The following is a 7,199-nucleotide window of genomic DNA, read 5'->3' as shown; positions in this document are numbered from 1 at the left end:
GCGGCTCCGAGGCCCGCAGGCACGTCCGCGAGGAGGTCCCCTTCTACACGGGCCGCCGCAAGGACGTCGCGGACCTGGTCGCGGGCCTCGCCTGAGACCGCCCCCGGCTCAGTGCCGGCCTGCCTTGCCCTTCAGGGAGTCCCGCAGGGTCTTCCCCCCGGCCCGGCCGGCCGGCGCCGCCGGCTTCGGCTCCGCGTGCCCGGCGCAGGACGCGCGCCGCTCGGGGAGCCTGCCCTCCAGCAGGTAGGCCTCCAGATACCCGTTGACGCACTTGTTGGGCCCGCCGCCGATGCCGTGCGTGCCCGCGTCCCGCTCGGTCACCAGCACCGAGTCGGCGAGCCGCCGGTTCATCTCCAGCGCACCCGCGTACGGCGTGGCCGCGTCCCGCTCGGCCTGCAGGATCAGCGTCGGCGGCAGTTCGCCGGGGCCCGTGCGGACGTCGAGGGCCCGCTGCCGGGGCACCGGCCAGTAGGCGCACGGCAGGTTCATGAAGGCGTTGTCCCAGGTCTCGAACGGCGCCACCCGCGCGAGCCTGGTGTTGTCCCGGTCCCAGGTCTGCCACTTCGCCGGCCAGGGTGCGTCGTTGCACTCGACGGCCGTGTAGACCGCGGTGCCGTTCTCCGCCGCGGCGGCCGAGCCCGGTGCCGGCGCGGCCAGCCGGATCAACGGCTTCGCGTCCCCCTTCAGGTACTTCGACAGCGCCTGGGCGCGGCTCGGCCAGTAGTCGTCGTAGTAACCGGCCGACAGGAACGCGCCCTGCAACTGCGCCGGTCCCACCTTCCCGCCGGCGGCTCGGGCCGCCAGCCGCCTGCTCGCCCGGTCGTAGCTGGCCTGCACCTTCGCGGGTGTGCCGCCGAGCCCGTACACGTCGTCGTGCCGGGCGATCCACTCCCGGTAGTCCGCCCAGCGGCTCTCGAACGCGGCCGACTGCTGCAGGTTGTTCCGGTACCAGATCTGCGCCGGGTCGGGGTCCACCGCCGAGTCCAGCACCATCCGCCGTACGTGCGAGGGGAACAGGGTCGCGTACAGCGCGCCGAAGTAGGTGCCGTACGAGGCGCCCATGAAGGTCAGCCGGTTCTCGCCGAGCGCAGCGCGCAGCACGTCCAGGTCACGGGCGTTGTTGAGGGAGGTGTAGTGGCGCAGCTTGCTCCCGGACCGCTTCAGGCAGCCCTTCGCGTACGCCTTCGCCTCCTTGATCCGGGCCTTCTTGTACGCCTCGGAGGGGTGCGTCGGCGACTGCGACGGCGCCTTGAAGAAGTGCTTGGGGTCGACGCACGACAGCGGTGCCGACCGGTCGACACCCCGCGGGGCGTAGCCGACCAGGTCGTAGGCGGCGGCGATGCGCTTCCACTCGGGCAGCACGCCGACCATCGGGAAGCCCATGCCGGAAGCGCCGGGGCCGCCCGGGTCGTAGACCAGGGCGCCCTGCCTCGGCACCTTGCGCTTGCTGTTGTGCGGGTCCTTGTGGGTGGCCCGGACCCGGCTGACGGTCAGCTTGATCCGCTTGCCGTCCGGGTGCGCGTAGTCCAGCGGGACGCTCAGCGTGCCGCACTGGAAGGTGTCGGGGAACTCCAGGTCGGCCGCGCACCGGCCGAAGTCGATGCCTTCCGTACGCGCGCGTGCGGCGGCCACCGAAGTGCCCCGCAGTTCGGCCGCCGCCGCGCCCGGGACGCGATCGGCGCTCCCGGCCGGGGCGGCGGCCAGGGTGGTCAGGATCAGTGACCCGGCTGCCGAGTACAGGACGGGGGCTCTCATGGCGTATCCCTTCGGTGCACGGCTGCGGTGGCGTGGCGGCATGGGCACCGCGGCGACTGCACGACAGCAATAAAAGGGATATTTCGACCGGTCGGCGGGGAAGGCAAGCACCATCGGGCGGTGTCGGCCCCAATGCCCCCTATGCGCCCCCGCTCACTCCCGAGGCAGCTGGTCCCGGTGTGCGAAGGCCGCACGCAGCTCCGGTTCACCGATCGCGCGGATCCCGCGGACGGCGACGGAGGCCAGCAGCGACTGGTCGTCCGCGGTGCGGTTCGCCCGCCGGCGCAGCACACCGAGCAACCGCTGCCCGGCCGGGGAGGCCCAGCGCGAGTACGGGTGCACCTCGACCCGGGCGATGGCCAGGCAGCTCAGGGTCAGGGTGAGGGGCAGCGCGAACCAGACGGCGACCAGGTCGCGCGGCATCCCGGTCGGAGTGGGCAGGGCGAGCGCGGCCATGCCGAGGCCGAGCACGGCCAGCGCGGCGGCCCGGACCTGACGGACCCCGGACGCGACCGTCGTCCGTGCCGCCGTGTCGGGCACCGCGAGCCCCGCCCGGACCAGACCCTCACCGAGGCTGCGCACGGCGTCCGCGCCGGCCGCGGCCGAGCGCACCGGCGCTATCCGGGACTGCCCCTCGGGCCCGATGGCCCCTATCACCGACCGCTCCATCTCGTCCCGCCCCCGCGGGTCCACGACGGTCGCCCAGCCGGTGTGCGCGAGCAGCAGCCGCTGCTCCCGGGCCATCGACACCAGCGTCAGATCGGCGACCCGGGCGGGCCCGCCGGACAGGAACGCGGCCTCGTACAGCGTCAGGTCGTGTCCCCGGCCCGCGTCCGTGTCGGCGGCCGCCGTCCGTACGGCGGCCAGGCACAGCCGGGTGCAGGCGGTGCCGGCGACGGCCCAGGCCAGGAGCAGGAGAAGGACCCAGAACATGACATGTTTCTATGCCAGGGGCCTCGGAATCGCCATGCCCTGTTCACATTCCGGACCGAGTGTTGTGGGTATGTGACGTTCCGTTTGCGGCGCAGGTCAGGGGCTGTCGGAGGCCGGCGGCGGACTGGTGGTGGCCGGGGGCAGGGTGTACGGCGAGGACGGCGACGGTGTCGGTGCCGGGGTCAGCGCCGGGGACGGTACGACCGGGATCGCGTCGCTCGGCGCGAAGACCTGCGGGGAGGCGGCGGGGGAGGGGGTGACCGCCAGCTGCTGCGCCAGCGCGGAGAAGTCGACGTAACCGGTCGCCTCCAGGACCTTGATGTGGTCCAGGACGGTGGTGTTGGCGTCGTCGGCGAGCGCGCGGACCAGGGTGTTCTGGGTGCCGGCGCGGACCTGGGCGACGACGGAGAACACCCGTCCGTGGGCCAGCCGCACCAGGTTCGCGAACTGCCGGTCGAAGTCCTGGCCCCGGGCGCCGGTGAGGGTGGCGAGCCACTGCTGCTGCTGGTCGTTCGGCTGGTTCGGAAGCGGTACGTCGAGCTGGGCGGCGACGCTGCGGACCTGGGCGTCGAGAGCGGTGTGCCCCGCCACGAGGTGCTGCCCGGCCGTGCGTACGGCCGCCGTGGTGCCCTTCTGCTCCGCCATCTCCCCGGCGGGCAGCTCCCAGAGTCCGGCGAGCCGCACCTTCACGATGAAGTCCCGGTCCAGCTCGGACAGCGGACCGTACCGGGTCGCCACGGTCTTCGCGCTGAGCACGCTCACCGCACCGGTCGGGTCCGCACGGTCGGCGTACGACCAGACGGGAAAGACCAGCGCGGCGATGGTCGCCGCGAGGCCGGTGACGATCAGCCCGGTACCGCTGAATATGCCTCTCCCCTGGACGGGGGGCCGGGGACGCGCTCGCATGATGCCTCCTGCACCGCACGGGGGTGGCTCCGCTGTGCGGGCTAGGCATATTACCGAGGGGAGGTCTGGGGCCGCGTCGGTGGTGTTCGGGCGCGGGTGCGCTCCAGCAGTCGCCGGCGCTCACGCCCTGTGCAGCAGTCCCGTCCGGCGGGGCGCCGGGCCGGCACGGTGCTGCCACCACGTCCGCAACCGCCGCTGGGACCCCCTGTCGCCCGGCCGGCCCTCCCGCAGCAGCTGCCCCGCGAAGTCCAGGGCGTCCCGCCGGTACCCCCCTGTCATCGGCCGCTCCTGCGCGTACGCCAGGAACGCCGTCCGGTAGCCGTCGCCCAGGATCTCCGGCAGCTCCGGTGCCACCTTCGCCACCACGTCCGCCCGCTTCCCGGCCAGTGCCCGCGCCTGCACCCCCATCCGCACCCGGTCGAACCCCTCCGGCACCGGCGTCCCCGCGACCAGCGAGGACAGGACCGCGGCCTGGGCGAGGCCGACCCGTTGCCGGGTGGCGTCGGGGACGGCGGCCACGGGCGTCACCTCGCCGGTGCGGACCTCGGCGGCGGCCACCGCCCCGCCCGCCGCCACGGCCGCCCGGATCGCCGACAGCTCACTCTCCAGTTCGGCCGGTTCCGGGAAGTTCTCGTCGCGTTCCAGCAGGACCCCCGGCGGCGCGACCCGGGACGCGAGGCCGGTCAGGATGTCCAGGACCGCCGGGGGCACCGGGTGGGCGTGGCTGTCGTGCCAGACGCCGTCCCGTTCGAAGCCGCCCGCGACATGGACGTAGGCGATCGCCTCGACGGGGAGTTCGCAGAGGGCCTTGGCCGGGTCCTCCCCGCGGTTGACGTGGTTGGTGTGCAGGTTGGCCACGTCGATCAGCAGCCGTACCCCGGTCCGGTCGGCGAGCTCGTACAGGAACTGCCCCTCGGTCATCTCCTCGCCCGGCCACGCGATGAGCGCGGCGATGTTCTCGACGGCGAGCGGCACGGGCAGCGCCGCCTGCGCGATGCGGACGTTCTCGCAGAGCACGTCGAGGGCGTCCCGGGTGCGTGGGACCGGGAGGAGATGGCCCGCCTCCAGGGACGGGGACGCGGTGCGCGGGCCGCCCGCGCGGACGAACGCGATGTGCTCGGTGACCAGCGGGGAGGCGAGTGCCTCCGCCCGCTCGGCGAGCGCCCTCAGCCGCCCCTCGTCGGGGTGGTCCGCGCCGCCGAGGCCCAGTGAGACGCCGTGCGGGACGACGGTCACCCCCCGCTCGCGCAGCCGCAGCAGCGACTCGGGGAGGTGCCCGGGGCAGGTGTTCTCGGCCACGACCTCGACCCAGTCGATGCCCGGCATCCGCTCCACGGCGTCCGCGATCTCCGGCCGCCAGCCGATGCCCGTGCCCAGCCGTTCCAAGGTCATGGTCGTCCCCCTCCTGCTCCGAGTGACGGGGGTATGGCCCCGGAGCGCGCCCGCGAACCCCGTTGCCTGCCGCTTCAGAGCAACATTTGAGGTTCGGGGTCGCGCCCCGGGGAGTCGGGGGGCTACCGGCCGACTCCGCCGACCGGGTCCTCCGGGTCGGGGCGCCCGGTGTTCACCGTGCCCGGCGCACCGGGCGAGGGCCTGGACGTGGTCTGCACGTTCCCGCCGGCCTGCGCGGCCGGCGCGGAGGGCACCAGCACCCCCGGCGCGGGTACGGCAGGACCGGTCGGGCTGGCCGTGGTCGCGTTGGCGACGTCGTTCGCGTTGGCCTCGAAGTCGACCTTGCCGGTCTTCTCCAGGATCGTGATGTGGTCGAGGACGGTCTGGTTGGTGTCGGAGGCCAGCTGCCGCACCAGACTGTTGCGGGTGGTGTTCCGCACGGTCCCGATCGCCGGGAAGATCTTGCCGTGCGCGGCCCGCAGCAGGTTCACGAACTTGTACTCGTACTCCGCGCCGGTCGCCGCCGACATCTCCTGGAGCCAGCCCTGCTGCTGTTCGTTGGGCACGTTCGGCAGCTCGACACCGAGCTTGGCGGCGACGATCCGCACCCGCCTGTCCAGGTCGGTGTGGCCGACGACCAGGTGGTCACCGGCCTCCCGGATCGCCCCGCCGGGCGCCCGCTGGATGGCCTGCTGGCCGGCCGGCAGCTCCCACAGTCCGGCCAGCCGGACCCGCACGATCAGGTCGCGGTCGGCGGCCGTGAGCGGACCCCACTCCGTGTCGACGGTCCCCGCCGCCACGTTCGCCTGCCCGGTGCCGGCCCGGTCGCCGTACGACCACACGGGGTACACGAGCGCGCCGACGGTCCCGGCGAGTGCCGCCAGAATGAGGGCCGTTCCGTTCGAACGCCGCAAGGATTCCTCCCCGTGTCGCTGGTTCAGTGCCAGGACGTACGGGCGGGTCCACGACGGTGTTCAAACAAACGGCAAAGTTTGTCAGGAAAGTTAAAAATCCTCAGCTCAGCGCAGTGCCGGATGGTCGGCGACCACCGTGCAGCTGCCCGGCGCGATCTCGGTGAACCCGGCGTCCCGCACCAACGGCAGCCCGCGCGCGGTCAGTTCGCGCCACTCGGCCGGTTCGGCGGTCCGCACGGCGAGCGGGAAGCCGGCGTCCCGCCAGGCCCGCCGCTCCGCCTCGGGCAGCGCCCACCAGGCCAGTTGGGCGCCGTGTCCGGCCTGTGCCATCGTCTTCCCGGCCGACATCTCCAACTCCGGGTTCAACCACAGCACGGGCGCGGACCGGTCGGCGCCGACGGGCGGCTCGGGGTCCTCCAGTTCGGTGCCGGACACCTGCAGCTTCGCCAGATCCTTGGGCCATCCGTCCAGGGGGACCGGCGGGAACACCCGTACCTCGGCGGACTTCCCGGTCAGCGTGATCCCGGGCAGTCCCTCGGCGCGCCGCCACTCGGCCCCCCGGGCCCGCCGCACGACCTTGCGGATCCGGGCGTCCTCCCAGTCCCGGACGGCCTGCGCCCACTCCCCGTCCCCGAGGGCCCGCTCATCGCTCAGCAGGTTCAGCACGGCCCTGGCGGCCGTCTCCAGGGCGTCGGTACGGCCGGGAGGGGCCGACTTCTCCAGCCGCACGACAAGGGGCAGGACGAACTGGGGTGCTTCGTCGCGACTGTTGGCCGAGACCTGGAAAGGAGCGCTCACCGCACCAACCCTACGGGGCGCCCGCCACCCCCGGCCCCGCCGTTCATCCCGAACAGGCGGTCCGCTGCGCCTCCTGCCACTCGCACCGGGGGCACATCGTGACCCCCTTGTACGACTCCGGGTACTCGGTCGGCTCCCGGCACAGCACACACTCGGCATACGGCGGCCCGTCCGCTCTGGGCGGCCGCGCGGTCCCCGAGACGGTGCAGTACTCGCCGTCGTCGCTCATGCCTCCAGCGTAGACACCGCAGCGCCACCACCCGCCCGATCTTTGCGCCGGCAACGGCCTGGAAGTGTGGCCGCTCCTCCTCGTGCGAGGCGCGCCACCGGCGCAGCGCATGCGGCAGGTCGTCACGCGTAGTGAGCCTGGTGTGATGCAGAACACTTTCGAGGGGCGTATGGCTGTTCGCTTCCCCCTCTGGCCGGGTTGGGCCTGGCCAGAAGGATACCGACGGTGACTAGCAGTGCTTGTTGAAGATTGCAGTACACCCCCGGCCGGGC

The 7,199-nt window shown here is 73.3% G+C and carries 7 protein-coding genes; all 7 read right to left on the bottom strand.

The genetic code is table 11. From position 1 onward, the window contains the following. Positions 1 to 108 precede the first annotated feature (108 nt). Positions 109 to 1,755, bottom strand: coding sequence for an alpha/beta hydrolase (locus ABZ646_RS35860; protein ID WP_360528589.1), 1,647 nt, complete (start codon positions 1,753 to 1,755; stop codon positions 109 to 111). A gap of 153 nt (positions 1,756 to 1,908) precedes the next feature. After that, complete coding sequence (locus tag ABZ646_RS35855; protein ID WP_360528586.1) at positions 1,909 to 2,688, bottom strand: TIGR04222 domain-containing membrane protein; 780 nt, start codon at positions 2,686 to 2,688, stop codon at positions 1,909 to 1,911. A 96-nt stretch (positions 2,689 to 2,784) separates the two neighbouring features. Next, the gene (locus ABZ646_RS35850) at positions 2,785 to 3,594 is read right to left on the bottom strand and encodes a DUF4142 domain-containing protein (protein WP_360528584.1); all 810 of its coding nucleotides are present in this window, start codon (positions 3,592 to 3,594) and stop codon (positions 2,785 to 2,787) included. A gap of 120 nt (positions 3,595 to 3,714) precedes the next feature. Continuing rightward, positions 3,715 to 4,986: a DUF692 domain-containing protein gene (locus tag ABZ646_RS35845; protein ID WP_360528581.1), complete on the bottom strand. Its 1,272-nt coding sequence runs from the start codon at positions 4,984 to 4,986 to the stop codon at positions 3,715 to 3,717. Between the two features lie 122 nt (positions 4,987 to 5,108). Then, complete coding sequence (locus ABZ646_RS35840; protein WP_360528578.1) at positions 5,109 to 5,900, bottom strand: DUF4142 domain-containing protein; 792 nt, start codon at positions 5,898 to 5,900, stop codon at positions 5,109 to 5,111. Positions 5,901 to 6,005: 105 nt separating this feature from the next. Then, positions 6,006 to 6,698 (bottom strand): peptidyl-tRNA hydrolase, encoded by a 693-nt coding sequence (locus tag ABZ646_RS35835; protein WP_360528575.1) that lies wholly within the window; start codon positions 6,696 to 6,698, stop codon positions 6,006 to 6,008. 43 nt (positions 6,699 to 6,741) lie between these two features. Next, positions 6,742 to 6,927 (bottom strand): hypothetical protein, encoded by a 186-nt coding sequence (locus ABZ646_RS35830; RefSeq protein WP_360528572.1) that lies wholly within the window; start codon positions 6,925 to 6,927, stop codon positions 6,742 to 6,744. Positions 6,928 to 7,199: the final 272 nt, after the last annotated feature.

This window comes from Streptomyces sp. NPDC007162, from assembly GCF_040634175.1.
Lineage (GTDB): Bacteria > Actinomycetota > Actinomycetes > Streptomycetales > Streptomycetaceae > Streptomyces.
Note: the sequence above shows the minus strand (reverse complement) of the source record. Positions and strands in the feature narration are given on the sequence as shown.